The organism is Klebsiella sp. 10 (assembly GCF_018223925.1).
Classification (GTDB): domain Bacteria; phylum Pseudomonadota; class Gammaproteobacteria; order Enterobacterales; family Enterobacteriaceae; genus Klebsiella; species Klebsiella pneumoniae.
Genome location: NZ_JAGRRB010000012.1, coordinates 21,265 through 36,782, shown reverse-complemented (window position 1 = coordinate 36,782; position 15,518 = coordinate 21,265). Strand labels below are relative to the sequence as shown.

Genomic DNA, 15,518 nt, shown 5'->3' with positions numbered 1-15,518 from the left:
ATGCTGCGCCTGACCATTCATTAACGATATCTGCATCATGCCTGGAAAGTTATTACGTTCAGTACTCATCGGTTTGCTTGTCGGGGGTCTGCTGCTGGCCCTGATGCCCTCGCTGCGCCAGTGGCAGTTGGCGCCGACTACCCAGAACGATACGGCAGACGACTCCCCGGCGAGCTATAACGCCGCGGTGCGCCGCGCGGCGCCCGCCGTGGTGAACGTCTATAACCGCGCCCTGAACAGCACCAGCCATAATCAGCTGACGCTGGGTTCCGGAGTGATCATGGATCAGCGCGGCTATATCCTGACCAACAAGCATGTTATCAACGATGCCGATCAGATTATCGTCGCCCTGCAGGACGGCCGCGTCTTCGAAGCGCTGCTGGTAGGATCCGATTCCCTCACCGATCTCGCCGTGCTCAAGATCAATGCTACCGGCGGGCTGCCGGTGATCCCGATCAATCCGAAACGCACGCCGCACATCGGCGACGTGGTGCTGGCGATTGGCAACCCTTATAACCTGGGGCAGACCATCACCCAGGGGATTATCAGCGCCACAGGGCGCATTGGCCTCAATCCGACCGGCCGCCAGAACTTCCTGCAGACTGACGCCTCGATCAACCACGGTAACTCCGGCGGGGCGCTGGTGAACTCCCTCGGCGAGCTGATGGGGATTAACACCCTCTCCTTTGACAAGAGCAATGACGGCGAAACGCCGGAAGGCATTGGCTTTGCGATCCCGTTCCAGTTAGCGACCAAAATTATGGATAAATTGATCCGCGATGGCCGGGTGATCCGCGGCTATATCGGCATTAGCGGCCGGGAGATCGCCCCGCTGCATGCGCAGGGCGGAGGGATCGATCAGATTCAGGGGATCGTCGTTAACGATGTGGCCCCGGACGGTCCAGCGGCTCAAGCCGGGATCCGCGCCAACGACGTAATCATCTCCGTGAATGACAAACCCGCCGTCTCGGCGCTGGAGACGATGGATCAGGTGGCCGAGATCCGCCCGGGATCGGAAATTCCGGTGGTCATCATGCGTGATGATAAGAAAATCACGCTCCATATCGCCGTCCAGGAATACCCGGCCACCAACTAAACGGCTCCCCGTTTGGGGAGCCACGTTAATCGCTAAATACCGGACCGGCCGGGAATCTGACCAGAAACCCGGTTTCCATGAATGCTAGACAATAAAAAGCCGGAACAGCGGTTCCGGCTCTTCTGTTAGGGCGAGATTACTTGTTGACGAAGTCTTCGCCGAGCGCGATATCTTTCTTCAGGGTGTCCAGCATGCCCCCCAGCGCCTGCTGTTCAAAGGCGCTGAGTTTGCCGATAGACTGTCGCTCTTCCACGCCGTTTTTCCCCAGCAGCAGCGGCTGGGAGAAGAAACGCGCATAGTGGCCGTCGCCTTCCACGTAGGCGCACTCCACCACGCCTTTTTCCCCCTGCATGGCGCGAACCAGAGAGAGACCAAAACGGGCAGCCGCCTGGCCCATCGACAAGGTCGCCGACCCGCCGCCCGCTTTCGCTTCCACGACTTCAGTACCGGCGTTCTGAATACGTTTAGTCAGGTCGGCAATTTCCTGATCGCTAAAGCTGACGCCGGGGATCTGCGACAGTAAAGGCAGAATGGTGACCCCGGAGTGACCACCAATGACCGGGACTTCCACCTCGGTTGCCGATTTACCTTTCAGCTCCGCCACAAAGGTATTGGAACGGATGATGTCCAGCGTGGTAACGCCGAACAGTTTGTTTTTATCGTACACGCCGGCTTTTTTCAGTACTTCGGCGGCGATAGCCACGGTGGTATTCACCGGGTTGGTGATAATGCCGATGCAGGCCTGCGGGCAGGTTTTGGCAATCTGCTGCACGAGGTTCTTCACGATACCCGCATTCACATTAAACAGGTCGGAACGATCCATGCCGGGCTTACGCGCCACGCCCGCGGAGATCAGCACTACATCCGCGCCTTCCAGCGCCGGAGTAGCGTCTTCACCGGAAAATCCTTTAATTTTTACATCTGTGGGGATATGACTTAGATCTACCGCCACGCCCGGCGTAACCGGAGCGATGTCGTACAACGAGAGCTCTGAACCTGAAGGCAGTTGGGTCTTAAGTAGTAGGGCAAGCGCCTGGCCGATACCACCGGCAGCGCCAAGGACTGCAACTTTCATCCTAAACTCCTTATTATGGTTAATTTAGTCTTTCGTTATTCCGTCGCCTGGACCTTAATTCACAAGATGAACAATTACAATGATTATGGCTGAAGAATGCATTATTGTGCGTAGCAATAGAACAGCGGCGCACTTTATGCTTCCTGACTGACCATCCAGCAAAGCGAAGTACCGGATCGACTATTGGTTACAATACACCCAGCCAGTTGCGCAAAACAACACCAACTCAATAACATTTCATTTACTTTTACATGGCTTTAAGCGTTGTGATGAGAACATGTTCCTTATACGGTTTTTTTGCTAAAATATGCCCCCTTCATAACATTATTGACCTATCCTTTCGCGGATTATTTGCATAAAAATTCATGGTTATGCATAATGATGTTGATTTTACCACCATAATCTGGGTGACTTATGCGAAGTTCGGCAAAACAAGAAGAACTGGTTAAAGCGTTTAAAGCGCTGCTTAAAGAAGAGAAATTCAGCTCGCAGGGAGAGATCGTCCAGGCGCTGCAGGAAGAGGGCTTCGAGAATATCAACCAATCGAAGGTTTCCCGCATGCTCACCAAATTTGGCGCGGTGCGTACCCGTAACGCCAAAATGGAAATGGTCTATTGCTTGCCTGCCGAGCTTGGGGTACCGACCACCTCCAGCCCGCTGAAGAATTTGGTGCTGGATATCGACTATAACGATGCCGTAGTGGTGATTCATACCAGCCCCGGCGCCGCACAGCTGATCGCCCGTCTTCTCGACTCGCTGGGCAAAGCGGAAGGCATTCTTGGCAGTATCGCCGGGGATGACACCATCTTTACCACGCCTGCGCGCGGTTTTACGGTGAAAGATCTGCACGACGCCATTCTGGTCCTGTTTGAGCAGGAACTCTGAGTAATTCCCCTCTGGCTACCGTCAGAGGGCGACTCCCCTTTCTTTTGCCTCTCCCGCCTTCTGGCACAACAACTATTTAACACTTAGTGTCATTTACGCCGTCTATACGTTCTTTTACTAACGCGAAAATCGTAAAACGCACAAAAGATCAAATTCGTATACCTTTATGAATTTATTAGAAATAAATCTTATCACTGTCGCTAACGTGTCATTTTTAATTCTTATCCGTTATAAAAAGCGCAATCCATTGTAACTATTAACGCACAAAACAATTAGCATGGTATTAATATTTTTGGTGATTAGTGTATACTTGGTTTTGTGATGAGGGTCACGAAACAAAGACCCCCAACAAAAAGATTCGACGAGGTGAACATCATGAAAATCAAAACCACTGTAGCTGCTATCAGCATCCTGTCCGTCGTGTCGTTTGGCGCTTTCGCCGCTGATATTATCAACAGCGAGCAGGCCCAGGGCCGCGAGGCCATCGGCACGGTTTCCGTCGGCGCGGTAGCATCTTCCCCGATGGATATGCATGAAATGCTGAACAAAAAAGCGCAGGAAGAAGGGGCTTCTTCTTACCGCATTATTGAAGCCCGCACTGGCGACCACTGGCATGCCACTGCTGAGCTGTATAAATAAGTTTTAGACGTCAACGATTAACCTGACAAAAATTCTCTACCGCGGCCCGGCGACATACATCGCCCCGCCGCGGCAAAACAAAGACTGGAGTAAAGATTATGAAACGCGCAATGATCATCGCATCCCTTGGCCTGGCTTCCCTTCTCTCTTTCGGTGCCAGCGCGGCTGTCCAGCAAGTGAACGCAGAGCAAGCCCAAAATCTGCAATCCATGGGCACCATCTCCGTATCCCAGGTAGGTAGTGCGCCAATGGACATGCGTCAGGAACTGGCGGCTAAAGCCGAGAAAGAAGGCGCCAGCAGCTACCGTATTATTGAAGCACGTACCGGCGATAGCTGGCACGCCACCGCTGAGCTGTACAAATAAACCCTCGTCGTCTTATTTCGACGACTTGCCCCCGCCTGCCGGGGGCTTTTTTATGCTTGTCGGGCATTAAAACGCAACTCCCCCTCCAGCTCTTCCTCTGCTTCATCAAACAATAAAATCAATGCGCCAAAGCGCCGGCGCTGCTTGTCATTTAAATGGATGAACTCAATATCCAGCGGCAGCGGTAGCAGGCCACCGGTCACTGCGTCCCATAGCGAATCCAGGTTGTTGACCTTATCCTGAGCCAGCTCGAAGGTTCGGGAAAACTCCCGGTAGAAATCCTGTTGTTCGGCGATTTCGTCAAAATCAAACGTATAGGTGGTCATGACAGCCCCTCCCGCTTCTCTTTCTGTCGCCGTTAAGTATAGCGATAAAAAAACCGACGCCTGGGCGTCGGTTTATGGGTTAGCTGCTGGTCAGCACATGCTGGTACTTATGCAGCATCTCAACCAGTCGCCGTACCGGCTCGGTAACCTGCGGCGAGGCCTCCCAGACCCGCAGCTTCTCCTGATAGACATCAAGCTCCGCCAGCAGCTGGGTAAAATAGCGCCGACGCTTATCATCGCTGCCGGCGGAGATCACATGGTCCGCGGTACGTCGCAGCTGACGATGGAAGGCGGAGAGATCGTCGTTCACCGGCACGGGCGCATCGCGCAAGCGCTGATGGGCGATGATTAACGTCAAGGCCAGACGGAAACGGGCGACGTCACCTGGGAATTTATTGAGTAATAAAAACAGCTGCTGATAGAGCGCGGGCAGATGATTCTCTTTGCGACGCGCCGAGTTGGTGGTCAGCGAAGAGACCGCCGCGGAGACAAACTGGTTCAGCAGCACCCGACCGGTTCTGGCCCGGGAGTTATCCCTGACAATGAGAATAACCATCAGAGCGAGGAAACAGCCGACGATCTGCCCCAGCGCGCTATCGAGGAACTGGCTGAACTGGAACTGCATCGGGTTATCCAGCACCAGAATGTTGATGGTGCTCGCCAGCGCCCCCAGCGATCCGAGACGCCTTTTCTGCACTTCGATCCCGATAAAGAACGCCATCGCCGCCAGGCTGATGCAAAGCAACAGCATGCTCTGCTGCGTCGCCGGCATGATCACCAGGAAGTACAAGGTGCCCAACGGTAACGCCGCCAGGGTGCCATAGAGGAAGTCTATCGCCACCATACGCGGGTTTGGCAGGCGCATCGCCAGCGCGGTAACCACGGCGATCATTACCATCGCGCCGCTGCCTGAGGTCCAGCCCGTCCACAGCCAGAATAGCGTTCCGAGAATACAGGAGACAGAGGTGCGCCAGAAGTTCACCATCGCGTGATGACGTTCGGCGGACTCCACTTTAACCACCGTTTCGCCGCGCAACACGCCATCCTCGATACGGCTGATTTTAGTATTCCCCACCACGCCGCGCTTAAGCAGCAGGTAACGCGTGGCGGCGCCCACCCAGCTATAAATCGTGACCGGGGTATTATGCTCGCCTTTCCAGGTCAGGAAGCGGCGCATGCGCTTCAGCTGCTGGTGAACATCCTGCACCGTCTCAACCGGCTCGGCGAACAGCTCGCGATAGTCGTCCGTGACCATTTCCGGGCGTGAGTTCTGAATCAGATAGGTTTCGCAAGCCTGGGTGATAAGGGTTAGCGAAAGGGTGTTGATCGCCTTCAGGCGCTGATTCGCCTTTGCCCAGCGTGAGGATTCCATAATCAGGTTGCTACGCATACCTTCCAGCGCCGTAGTGCGGCGTACCAGCGCTCCCCAGGCTTGATCCACTTCCTCTTTTTCACCGTGCGCGACGCATAACTGCATCAGCTTATACTGTGCAATCAGCAGATTATCGAGCTCGAGGTCGATCTCTTTTTTAATCGAACGCGGCGAAAACAGGAGATCGGCGACGATGGCGCTGACAATACCGATGACAATTTCGCTGCAGCGTTCGACAGCAAACTGCGGCGCCAGCATCGGATTGGTATGGATGGTAATAATGATAATCAGCGCGGTGTACCCGGCCAGCCCCCAGGCATAGGAGTTTTCGACCTTGACCAGCGACGAAACCCAGGTACAAAACCCGGCCCACAGACAGCAGACCAGCATCATCAACAGAGGCGCACGGATCATCAGGATGATGATAACCAGCGCCGCAATACAGCCAATAAAGGTCCCGGCAATACGCAACATACCGCGATAGCGGATCGCGCCGGAGTACGGTTCGCCGCCAGCAGCAAAGGCCGGCCCGGCGGCGACGATCGCTGCCGTCAGTACCGCCCAGCGCGGCGTTTCGAGCTGAAAATGGAAACCGACAAACAGCGCCAGCACCACCGCGCATGCAAGCTTAATGGCAAAGCGGAGATGCCGGGGAGCAATGGTATATGTCCCCATAGCGATTAACCAAATTCGCGCAGGCGCATAGCCAGTTTCTGGAAGAAGTTGGCCTGGCTGGTATCACGATCTTCTTGACCGGTGATCACTACCGTCGCCGTGGTGCCCGATGGCCACAGATTCCCCTGCTGGTGATCGAGGCGAATACGCACCGGCACACGCTGCGCCAGACGCACCCACTCAAGGTTGGAGTCGACCGAGGCCATCCCTTTCGAGTCGCTGCTGCTGCTGGCGTTGGTCACCCCCGCAGCGATACTGTCCACCGTCCCTTTAATGGTTTTGCTGCTGCCCAGCGGGGTAATCTCCGCACGATAGCCTGGACGGACGCCCTCCAGTTTGGTCTCTTCCAGATAGGCCATGACGTAAAACGTATTCTCTTTCACCAGCGCCACCGCCGTGGAGCCACGGGTGATAAATTCCCCAGTGTAGACGTTAAGGTTAGTCACCCAGCCATCCGCAGGGGCGCGAATGACCGTCCGCTCCAGATCTAGCCTGGCCAGGTCGCGACTAGCCACCGCTTTCGCCAGCTGATGTTCAACGGTTTGCAGTACGTTGTTCGCCTGATCAATCTCTTCCCGCGACATCGCCTGTACGCCAAGCTTATTACGCCGACCGGCTTCGACGCGTTTTTCCTGAGCTAACGTCTGATAATAGGCGACATCAGCTTCCGCCTGCGCCAGCGCTTTTTGGTAACGAGGTTGGTCAATAACGAACAATACCTGGTCTTTCTTAACCAGTTGGTTATCCTTGACGTTTACCTGAGAAATCAGCCCGGAGACGTCGGGGGCAATCGCCACAATGTCGGCGCTAAAGCGCGCATCACGCGTCCACGGCGAGGCGGTGTAATAAACCCAGGCGCGGAAAATCGCCACGAAGGCCAGAATGACCAGTATCACGGTAATGGCAGTACGGAGGATATTTCTTGTTAGTGTTTTCACATCAACCTCAAACGAACAAGCGCGATATCAAATAAAAAAGGCAGCAATAGAGCGCCGTATTAAACAGTGCTGGGTGCCAGACAAAATCGTAAATGCCGGTCGGAACCAGCAGTCGGTGCACCAGCCAAAAGATAGCCAGCGACAAAAGCAACTCGAAGAAGATCGGCGGAAACGATAAGCCGAAAATCACGATGACAGGAAACAGACTCATGATGACCTTGAATAAGAAGCGTACAGGTAGTGAGCAGATGCGTTTATTATGTAGCTAACAATATATTAACGTAACGATTGCCGCATTATCTACAATGTGTGATCTAAATCACTTTTAAGCCAGAGTGAATAATGGAACGATTAAAACGCATGTCCGTTTTCGCCAAAGTGGTCGAATTAGGTTCATTCACCGCAGCGGCCCGCCAGCTTCAGATGAGCGTTTCCTCGATCAGTCAGACCGTCGCCAAACTGGAAGATGAACTGCAGGTAAAGCTGCTCAACCGCAGCACCCGCAGCCTTGGCTTAACTGAAGCAGGTAAAATCTATTACCAGGGCTGCCGTAGGATGCTGTTTGAAGCGCAGGATGTCCATGAGCAATTATACGCATTTAACAATACCCCCATCGGGACGCTGCGCATCGGCTGCTCTTCAACTATGGCACAGAATGTTCTGGCGCGCATAACGGCGAAAATGCTCAAAGAATACCCCGGGCTCTCTGTTAATCTGGTCACCGGCATACCTGCGCCAGACCTGATCGCCGACGGCCTTGACGTGGTGATCCGCGTGGGCGCCCTGCAGGATTCCAGCCTTTTTTCCCGCCGCCTGGGCTCAATGCCGATGGTATTATGCGCCGCTAAAAGCTATCTGGCGCAGGCTGGCAATCCAGAGAAACCGGCCGACCTTGCCGGACATGCCTGGCTGGAATATAGCGTGCGGCCGGACAATGAGTTTGTCATTATCGCGCCGGAAGGGATCTCGACCCGCCTGACCCCGCAGGGGCGCTTCGTGACCAACGACCCTATGACGCTGGTGCGCTGGCTGACCGCCGGGGTGGGTATCGCCTATGTACCCTTAATGTGGGCGATCGAAGAGATCAACCGCGGTGAGCTTGAGATCCTGCTGCCCAGCTATCAGTCCGATCCGCGACCGGTCTACGCCCTGTATACGGAAAAGGATAAACTGCCGCTGAAAGTGCAGGTCTGTATCAACTATCTGACGGAGTATTTTGTCGACGTGGCGAAGATCTATCAGGGCATGCACGGGCGCGGGATCGCCCGGTGAAGCGGTTCCCGGCAGCGCCGGGAACCAGGTCAGGATCAGGCGGTGCCGCCGACGGTAAGGTTATCGACCTTCAGGGTCGGCTGGCCGACGCCCACCGGCACGCTCTGGCCCTCTTTGCCACAGACGCCGACGCCGTTATCCAGGCGCAGGTCGTTGCCCACCATCGAAATCTGCTGCATGGTCTCAATGCCGGAGCCAATCAGCGTGGCCCCTTTCACCGCCTTCGTGACCTTCCCTTTTTCGATCAGATAGGCCTCGGAAGTGGAAAAGACGAATTTACCGGAGGTGATATCCACCTGCCCGCCGCCGAAGTTAGGCGCAAAGATACCGTAGTCGACCGATTCGATAATCTCCTGTGGCGTCGACTGGCCCGCCAGCATATAGGTGTTGGTCATACGCGGCATCGGCAGATGGGCATACGACTCACGTCGGCCATTGCCGGTCGGTGCGACGCCCATCAGGCGCGCGTTGAGTTTATCCTGCATATAGCCTTTCAGAATGCCGTTTTCGATTAGCACGTTGTATTGCCCCGGCGTCCCTTCGTCATCAATGGCCACCGAGCCACGGCGATCGGCGATGGTGCCGTCATCCACTACGGTGCACAGCTCAGAGGCGACTAATTCCCCCATATGGCCGCTAAAGACCGAGGTGCCACGCCGGTTGAAATCGCCTTCCAGCCCATGGCCGACCGCTTCATGCAGCAGGACGCCAGGCCAGCCGGCGCCGAGCACCACCGGCAGCATCCCCGCAGGGGCGGCGACCGCCGAGAGGTTGACCAGCGCCATGCGCACCGCTTCTTTCGCCCAGGCATCGGCCCGCACGTCGCCCTCCTGGGAGGCGAGGAAATAGTCATAACCAAAACGCCCGCCACCGCCGCTACTGCCGCGCTCACGCTTGCCATCCTCTTCCACCAGCACGCTGACGGAAAGACGAACCAGCGGACGAACGTCGGCGGCCAGAGTGCCATCGGTGGCGGCGACCAGGATCAGCTCATACACCCCGCTCAGGCTGGCTGAAACCTCCTGCACCCGCTGGTCCGCCGCCCGGGCGACTTTGTCTACCCGGCGCAGAATATCCAGCTTCTCTTCCCGGGTCATACTCTGCAGCGGGTCGATGCTGGTGTACAGGGCACGATGCTCTACGGCGCCGAGGGTCTGCACTTTGCCATTGCCGGTGTCGCGCACAATGGTCCGCGCCGCCTGGGCGCTCTGCTCCAGCGCCAGTTTGCTGATCTGATCGGCGTAGGCAAAGCCCGTTTTTTCGCCGCTGACGGCGCGCACGCCTACGCCCTGGTCGATATTGTACGACCCATCTTTAATGATGCTGTCTTCCAGAACCCAGGATTCGTGATAGCTCGACTGAAAATAGAGATCGCCGTAATCGAGGCGGCGCTCGGTCAGTTGACCAAGAATGGCAAACAGGTCCTGATGATTCAGGCCATTTGCCGACAGTAATTGTTCACTTACCAGGTTCAGACTCATCGTTATGCTACTCGTTTGTTGCCGCCTGACAGGCGGAAATACAGAAGGCTATCTATTGAGATTGCGGCAATTCCCGGCAATCGTCAAATCATTGCTTTTTATTGCTGCGCGCCTGGCGCAGCACTTCATTGATCTGCGGCTGGTCAATCGGGCCAGTGATGCGATAGCGCAGAATCGAAACTTTATTCCACAGCGGACCCAGCACTTTGCTGGCGGCAAATACCGCCGCGCCGACGATGGGGTTGACGGCAAAGGCCGCCGCCACGCCGACGGTCGCGGAGATCTCCGGCGCCACCACCGCCTGCAGATCCAGCTGGCGACGCACCAGATCGACCGACCCTTTCATAGCAATATCCGCTTCAAGGCCATCCACCAGCGTATCATCGGTATGCAGTACGCCATCCTTAATCCATGCCGTACTGTTAATCGAATCAAAGTAAAAGCCTTCGCTGAAGGTATCGCTGAAATCGAAACGCAGTTTACGCAGCAGGGCATCCACACTCAGCAGACGCAGCAGCTGGCCAGCGTGCCCGGTACTCAGGTCGGTAAACTGCCCCTTGCCCAGGTGGCTTTTAATGATGCCATTGAGCGACGCAACATCGGGTGACCAGGGCGGCGCGCGCCAGTGCAGATCGTAGTCGATATCAAACGGCGAATCCTTCACCGGCGTGGAGACGCCAAAGAAATCCGCAAATGCATCCGTCTTATTGCCGTGCAGTCTGCCTTTCAGCGAGGTTCGAACCCCTGAAGGGGCGTTCACCCACACGCCGTTGGTCGTCAGCCGGCCAAACCCGGTATCCACCAGGCCGTTGGAGAGCGTTAAGGTATCCCCTTTGATCGCCACATCCCCATCGATGCGGCCATATTTTTGTCCCCACAGCCAGCATTCCGCGCAGCGTAGCTGCAGATCGGGCCAGCCATGGAAATCCAGCCGCGTCGCCGTCTGGGGGGCCACATTCTCTGTTGCGTTCTGGCCGCTGGCGCTGGCCGGATTGAAATAGAGATAACGCACATTTGCCAGCCACGGAGCATTGTCGCGCATCGTCAATATGGCATTGATCTCACGCCCCTGCGCCTCAACCTGCGAGCCGCCGGCGACCGGCTGGGACATCAGACTGACGTTGTTCCACTGTTGCCCCGCGAGGGCCAGCGACGGCGTACGCAGCACAATGCGCGGTGGAAAGAGCACGCTGCTGCTCACTTCATTTGCCGCGCCGTTCTCGAAGAGCGCCAGCCACTGCGCGCCATCCATCGGCGGCAGGTTGAGCTCGATACCGGGCTGATCGGGCAGCGGAGAGTGCCCTTTGCTGTCAGTGGTAAGGATCGCTCTATCCAGCGTCAGCTTATGATTGAGCAACCAGCGGCTGTTAATATGATTCTTCGCCCCGATGGAGCCGGTCAGGTCGAAGCTGCTCAGGCCGCCGGCGACGTTAATTTTGACCGGAAGGGGTTCGCCGGCGGGCTTACTGACTGGCGAAGGTAAGCGACTGCTCACATTCTTCAGATCGCCGTTGATATCGACCTTATAGCTGGCATTGCCATGGTACGGCAGTTCGATGGCGACCTTGCCATCCCACGGGACGCTACCGCTCAACGCCTCACTCACGGCTTTCGGCAGCAGCCCGGTGCGCGACGGCTGCCAGTTGGCATTCATCCCGACATCCACCAGAAACGCTTTTTCACCTTCGCGGGTGGAAAAATTGAGGTTCAGCGGCTGATTAAACCAGGTCGCGCTCAACGTTTGACTATTGAGATCGCCATTCACAAAGCTGAAATTACCGCTCAGGTTCTGCAGCGTAGTATCTAACGGTTTGATAAACAGGCTATTATTCTGCAGGCGCACATCGCCTTTCGCGGTGGTCATCTCGCCGTCGAGGGGGATATTAAGATGTAAGCGAGCGCTCACATCCCCATCCAGCTGCAGGGAATCCAGCGCCGCCCCGAGCGACTCTTTCAGCGGCGTAGTATTAAAGTAAGGTCCAACCTCTTTTCCCGGGCCTTTGATATCGGCATCAATCAGCAGTTTTTCCTGCGCATAGTCCGGGATCGCGGCATCGAGATTGCTGGCGGTCACGTTGCCAAGCATCGCTTTATCCGCCCGCATCCACAGGCCGTTGTTGATAAAATTGAGATCGATGTTCAGCCCGGTTAGCGCCGGCCAGTCCGGTTGGAAGGCAAAAGTGGCGTTCTTCAGCGGAACATAAACCTGGAATTGGCCTTCATTATGCGGATAAGGGAATAAATGCGGATTGCCGCCATACACCAGCGTCGCATCGCTGGCTTGCCCCGCTTTAATCGCGCCGCTCAGATAGTCCACCAGCGCTTTGCCCATCAGATTTTCCGGGAAATAACGCCATGCCTGGCCACCGTCATTGGTGCTGATGCCCGCCAGAATGCCCAGCCAGGGATCGTCCCCCTGCGGTTGCAGATAGCGGAAGCCGCCGCGGGCGCGTACGCCTGTCGCCTGCACGTCTATATCGCGGCCATCAAGCATAAACCCTTTGTCGTTTTTCACCCAACTGAGCGTGGCTTCGCCAGCGGCTATCTCCAGCGGCGCGCGGAAGACGCCGGCATACGGCATCAGCGCCTTCGCCATATGGGCGCGTAATTCCCCGTGCTCAACGCTGCCATTCAGACTGCCGGAGAAGTGCTCTGCCCCAGGCAGGAGTTTCCACTGCTTCCACGCCAGATCGCTCCACTGCGCCTGAAAACGCGTTTTCTCCGTCGCCTGCAGGGGGATATCGAGAGCCAGCAAATTGATTTTGCCGCCAGGCTGCGTGGTACGCCAGAGTTCGCCCAGAGAAGGCGCCAGCTTATCAGCAAACGGCTGTAACCCGCTCAGGCCGCTGAGGGCCAAATTGCTGGCGCGAATACGTAACTCATCGCTACGCTGACGATCGTCGCCACCAACGTCCTGCGCCGGGATCCACGCCATCGCCAGGGCTCCGCTTGGCCAGGGTTTATCATCGATAGCGATCCGCGTATCGGGAATATAAAAGGCCCAGCTTTGCTTATCATGGGAGAGATGCGCCGTCAGGTTATCCACCGACAAATGATGGACTTCGTTATCGCCCTGCCAGCTGGCGCCCCCTTTTTTCAGCCATACGTCGCCGCTGGCCACATCGCCTTTTTCAATGGTCATCCAGCCTTCGAGGCTGAAGCGGGCGCTTTTCAGGGCGATATTGTCCTGCATCCAGCGTCCCAGCCACGGTTTGACGTCGATATCATCCGCCTGCAGCCAGACCCGGCCTTTATTCAGCAGGCCATCCTCATCGCGAAGATCCATCCGCACCTGCATGACGCCATGCTGGCCGGTGAGGCTGGAGAGGCTGAGCTGCCCCTCGGCGCGATGACGGTTCCTGCCGTTAAGCCATGTCAGTTGCGGAACCGCCAGCTCCGCCCGCTGACCGGAAAGGGTCAGGAAGCTCAGATGGCTGTCGCGCAGAGTAAAGTGATCGAACTGACGTAAAAAGAGATCGCTGATGCGGTCGGTTTTCAGGCTTTCGCCACCGTCATTGGTCTGAATAGGGGTATTGGTATGGACCTGCAGCTGCCAGAAGGTGAGGTCGCGGAACTGCCAGCGCATATGCAGCAGGCTCTGCCAGACATCCAGCGCCAGGGTTACGCGCTTGACCGCCATTGTGCCGCCATCTTTCAGCCCGACATGGATATCGCGGGCGTCTAACGTCGGACCAAAAGTCTGCCAGCTGGCGGTGATCTGCGAGGCGTCCACCGGCGTACCGGTGAGGGTGGAGATCTTCTCCAGCAGCTGCGGACGCCAGGCGTCGAGCTGTGGCAACACGAGACGCAAGCCACTCACCAGCAGCGCGACGATAACAATCAATGTTGCCACGGTGAGCAATAAAATCCCGGGCAGTCGCCTCACGCCTCTCTCCTTGTCAGCCGCACAATGACGCAGTGTCTTACATCATAACAACATCGAACTGCTCTTGATTATAGAGCGGCTCAATTTGTACCTTCACCTGTTTGCCGACAAAGATTTCCACTTCCGCCAGCGCATGCGACTCTTCCCCTTTCAGGGTTTCCGCCACCGCAGGGGAAGCATAGACCAGGAAGCGATCGGAATCATAAGCATGATGTACGCGGACGATCTCACGCATAATCTCATAGCACACCGTTTCCACCGACTTTACCGTTCCACGTCCGTGGCAGGTTGGGCACTCGTTGCACAGCACATGCTCCACGCTTTCACGGGTGCGTTTACGGGTCATCTCCACCAGGCCCAGCTGGGAGAAGCCGTTAATGCTGGTCTTCACCCGATCTTTACTCAGCGCCTGCTCTAAAGAGTGCAACACCCGTCGACGGTGATCTTCATTGTTCATGTCTATGAAATCAATGATGATAATGCCGCCGAGATTACGCAAACGTAGCTGGCGGGCTATCGCCTGGGTGGCTTCGATGTTGGTATTGAAGATCGTATCGTCAAGATTGCGGTGCCCGACAAAGGCCCCGGTGTTGATATCGATGGTGGTCATCGCCTCGGTCTGGTCGATGATCAGATAGCCCCCCGATTTGAGCTCGACTTTACGCTCCAGCGCGCGCTGAATTTCGTTCTCAACGTCAAAGAGATCGAATATCGGCTGACGGCCGCTGTAGTGTTCCAGCTTGCTGGTCATTTCCGGGATATATTCGGCGGTGAATTCGAGCAACGCCTCATAGGTCAGGCGCGAGTCGACGCGAATGCGATCCAGTTGCGCATCGGCAAAATCACGCAGCACGCGCTGGGCCAGAGCCAGCTCGCCATACAGCTGATAGCGGGTCTGGTTGCGCTTTTTGCGCTCCATCACCTTGGTCCATACGCGCTTAAGATAAGCGGCATCGGCGGCCATCTCCTGCTCGTGAACGCCTTCCGCAGCGGTGCGAATGATAAACCCGCCCTGCTCATCGCAATATTCTGCGACGACCTTTTTTAGGCGCTCGCGCTCGGCTTCGCTTTCAATCCGCTGAGAGACCCCCACGTGGGAGGCGCCTGGCATAAAGACCAGATAGCGGGAAGGCAGGGTAATATCGGTGGTCAGACGCGCGCCTTTGGTACCCAGCGGATCTTTAACCACCTGGACCATCAGGTCCTGGCCCTGGCGCACCAGCTCCGAAATATCGCGCACGGTAAACTGCTTTTGCTCCTCACCGGCGACGCACTCGGTATGCGGCATGATATCGGAGGCGTGAAGGAACGCCGCCTTATCCAGACCAATATCTACAAAAGCCGCCTGCATTCCCGGCAGCACTCGGCTAACACGACCTTTGTAGATATTGCCTACTATTCCGCGTCGCGCTTCACGCTCAATATGGATTTCCTGCAGAATACCGCCATCAATATACGCAACGCGCGTTTCGGATGGCGTTACGTTAACTAATAATTCAGCCGTCATC

The 15,518-nt window shown here is 56.2% G+C and carries 13 protein-coding genes; 5 read left to right on the top strand and 8 right to left on the bottom strand.

Going from position 1 to position 15,518, the window contains the following annotated elements; genetic code table 11:
- Positions 1-37 precede the first annotated feature (37 nt).
- A complete protein-coding gene (gene degS / locus KHQ26_RS13610) occupies positions 38-1,096 on the top strand; it encodes an outer membrane-stress sensor serine endopeptidase DegS (protein ID WP_002918568.1) in 1,059 nt (352 codons plus the stop codon).
- Positions 1,097-1,232: 136 nt separating this feature from the next.
- On the opposite strand, the gene mdh is transcribed toward degS, so the two are convergent.
- Positions 1,233-2,171 carry a malate dehydrogenase gene (gene mdh, locus KHQ26_RS13605; protein WP_020804357.1) on the bottom strand — a complete coding sequence of 313 codons (939 nt, stop codon included), beginning with the start codon at positions 2,169-2,171 and terminating at the stop codon, positions 1,233-1,235.
- A 414-nt stretch (positions 2,172-2,585) separates the two neighbouring features.
- Here mdh and argR point away from each other — a divergent pair, with 414 nt between their 5' ends.
- From argR to yhcN-B, 3 genes are all read left to right on the top strand, one after another.
- Positions 2,586-3,056, top strand: a complete 471-nt coding sequence (gene argR / locus KHQ26_RS13600) for a transcriptional regulator ArgR (RefSeq protein WP_002918625.1) — start codon at positions 2,586-2,588, stop codon at positions 3,054-3,056.
- 375 nt (positions 3,057-3,431) lie between these two features.
- Positions 3,432-3,695: a peroxide/acid stress response protein YhcN gene (yhcN, locus tag KHQ26_RS13595; RefSeq protein ID WP_002918626.1), complete on the top strand. Its 264-nt coding sequence runs from the start codon at positions 3,432-3,434 to the stop codon at positions 3,693-3,695.
- A gap of 98 nt (positions 3,696-3,793) precedes the next feature.
- Positions 3,794-4,060: a DUF1471 family stress response protein YhcN-B gene (yhcN-B, locus tag KHQ26_RS13590; RefSeq protein ID WP_002918627.1), complete on the top strand. Its 267-nt coding sequence runs from the start codon at positions 3,794-3,796 to the stop codon at positions 4,058-4,060.
- A gap of 50 nt (positions 4,061-4,110) precedes the next feature.
- Here yhcN-B and KHQ26_RS13585 read toward each other — a convergent pair whose 3' ends face one another.
- From KHQ26_RS13585 to aaeX, 4 genes are all read right to left on the bottom strand, one after another.
- Entirely contained in the window at positions 4,111-4,386 is a 276-nt protein-coding gene (locus KHQ26_RS13585) for a barstar family protein (RefSeq protein ID WP_002918629.1), read from the bottom strand.
- A gap of 79 nt (positions 4,387-4,465) precedes the next feature.
- Complete coding sequence (gene aaeB / locus KHQ26_RS13580) at positions 4,466-6,433, bottom strand: p-hydroxybenzoic acid efflux pump subunit AaeB (RefSeq protein ID WP_002918632.1); 1,968 nt, start codon at positions 6,431-6,433, stop codon at positions 4,466-4,468.
- A gap of 5 nt (positions 6,434-6,438) precedes the next feature.
- Positions 6,439-7,371: a p-hydroxybenzoic acid efflux pump subunit AaeA gene (gene aaeA / locus KHQ26_RS13575; RefSeq protein ID WP_002918639.1), complete on the bottom strand. Its 933-nt coding sequence runs from the start codon at positions 7,369-7,371 to the stop codon at positions 6,439-6,441.
- 7 nt (positions 7,372-7,378) lie between these two features.
- Entirely contained in the window at positions 7,379-7,582 is a 204-nt protein-coding gene (aaeX, locus tag KHQ26_RS13570; protein ID WP_002918640.1) for a p-hydroxybenzoic acid efflux pump operon protein AaeX, read from the bottom strand.
- Between the two features lie 131 nt (positions 7,583-7,713).
- Here aaeX and aaeR point away from each other — a divergent pair, with 131 nt between their 5' ends.
- Positions 7,714-8,643, top strand: coding sequence for an HTH-type transcriptional activator AaeR (gene aaeR / locus KHQ26_RS13565; RefSeq protein ID WP_002918641.1), 930 nt, complete (start codon positions 7,714-7,716; stop codon positions 8,641-8,643).
- 35 nt (positions 8,644-8,678) lie between these two features.
- Here the strand turns inward: aaeR and tldD are convergent, their stop codons facing one another.
- From tldD to rng, 3 genes are all read right to left on the bottom strand, one after another.
- Positions 8,679-10,124: a metalloprotease TldD gene (gene tldD, locus KHQ26_RS13560; protein WP_004144958.1), complete on the bottom strand. Its 1,446-nt coding sequence runs from the start codon at positions 10,122-10,124 to the stop codon at positions 8,679-8,681.
- 88 nt (positions 10,125-10,212) lie between these two features.
- Positions 10,213-14,010 carry an AsmA2 domain-containing protein YhdP gene (gene yhdP / locus KHQ26_RS13555; RefSeq protein ID WP_004174111.1) on the bottom strand — a complete coding sequence of 1,266 codons (3,798 nt, stop codon included), beginning with the start codon at positions 14,008-14,010 and terminating at the stop codon, positions 10,213-10,215.
- 37 nt (positions 14,011-14,047) lie between these two features.
- The gene (gene rng, locus KHQ26_RS13550) at positions 14,048-15,517 is read right to left on the bottom strand and encodes a ribonuclease G (RefSeq protein ID WP_002918644.1); all 1,470 of its coding nucleotides are present in this window, start codon (positions 15,515-15,517) and stop codon (positions 14,048-14,050) included.
- Position 15,518: the final 1 nt, after the last annotated feature.

Bases quoted from the DNA above. Each gene is read 5' to 3' on its own strand.
- degS (WP_002918568.1), top strand. From the start codon at position 38: ATGCCTGGAAAGTTATTACGTTCAGTACTCATCGGTTTGCTTGTCGGG.
- mdh (WP_020804357.1), bottom strand. From the start codon at position 2,171: ATGAAAGTTGCAGTCCTTGGCGCTGCCGGTGGTATCGGCCAGGCGCTT.
- argR (WP_002918625.1), top strand. From the start codon at position 2,586: ATGCGAAGTTCGGCAAAACAAGAAGAACTGGTTAAAGCGTTTAAAGCG.
- yhcN (WP_002918626.1), top strand. From the start codon at position 3,432: ATGAAAATCAAAACCACTGTAGCTGCTATCAGCATCCTGTCCGTCGTG.
- yhcN-B (WP_002918627.1), top strand. From the start codon at position 3,794: ATGAAACGCGCAATGATCATCGCATCCCTTGGCCTGGCTTCCCTTCTC.
- KHQ26_RS13585 (WP_002918629.1), bottom strand. From the start codon at position 4,386: ATGACCACCTATACGTTTGATTTTGACGAAATCGCCGAACAACAGGAT.
- aaeB (WP_002918632.1), bottom strand. From the start codon at position 6,433: ATGGGGACATATACCATTGCTCCCCGGCATCTCCGCTTTGCCATTAAG.
- aaeX (WP_002918640.1), bottom strand. From the start codon at position 7,582: ATGAGTCTGTTTCCTGTCATCGTGATTTTCGGCTTATCGTTTCCGCCG.
- aaeR (WP_002918641.1), top strand. From the start codon at position 7,714: ATGGAACGATTAAAACGCATGTCCGTTTTCGCCAAAGTGGTCGAATTA.
- tldD (WP_004144958.1), bottom strand. From the start codon at position 10,124: ATGAGTCTGAACCTGGTAAGTGAACAATTACTGTCGGCAAATGGCCTG.
- rng (WP_002918644.1), bottom strand. From the start codon at position 15,517: ATGACGGCTGAATTATTAGTTAACGTAACGCCATCCGAAACGCGCGTT.